At 45.8% G+C, this 426-nt stretch carries 1 protein-coding gene and 1 pseudogene; one reads left to right on the forward strand and one right to left on the reverse strand.

Translation table 11 applies throughout. From position 1 onward, the window contains the following. Window positions 1-293, forward strand: a 293-nt coding sequence (locus P3G66_RS31920) for a hypothetical protein (protein WP_276117901.1), incomplete at its 5' end; no start/stop codon positions are given. A 22-nt stretch (window positions 294-315) separates the two neighbouring features. On the opposite strand, the pseudogene P3G66_RS31925 reads toward P3G66_RS31920, so the two are convergent. Further along, window positions 316-426, reverse strand: a pseudogene (locus tag P3G66_RS31925) (transcriptional regulator); the annotation flags it as partial.

Raw genomic sequence — 426 nt, forward strand, 5'->3', positions numbered from 1 at the left:
ATCTGTCGAAGGTTCTCGACAACGCGACGTTGGTGGACGGTTCGCTCAAGGCGACAGTCGACGGTGCTGCTGCCGCTGCTCCGACGCTCTCGGGGACGGCGCTCTCGTGGACTGGTGTTCTGGAGCCGGGTAAGTCTGTTGTTTTGACTTATCAGGTGAAGGTCAATGCCGGTGTTGCCGGTGGCACGTTGATCAACAACAAGGTCACCGGTATCGTAACTCCTGGCAACTGCTTTACATTTTTTTCAAATTTACCTGCACAATTTGTACAGCTTAATCCTTCTATTCGATAGGTTTTTTCGGTCATTTTCTCACTCATGCTAGCACCTCTTCTTTAAAATTTACGCCAAGCTCCATAAGATTTAAGATTTTGATATTTTTAATAAAATAGTAGACTAACTTACCATCCTTGTGACTATCAACTAC

The sequence above is a fragment of the Rhodococcus sp. C3V genome (assembly GCF_029269915.1).
GTDB lineage: Bacteria > Actinomycetota > Actinomycetes > Mycobacteriales > Mycobacteriaceae > Rhodococcus_F > Rhodococcus_F qingshengii.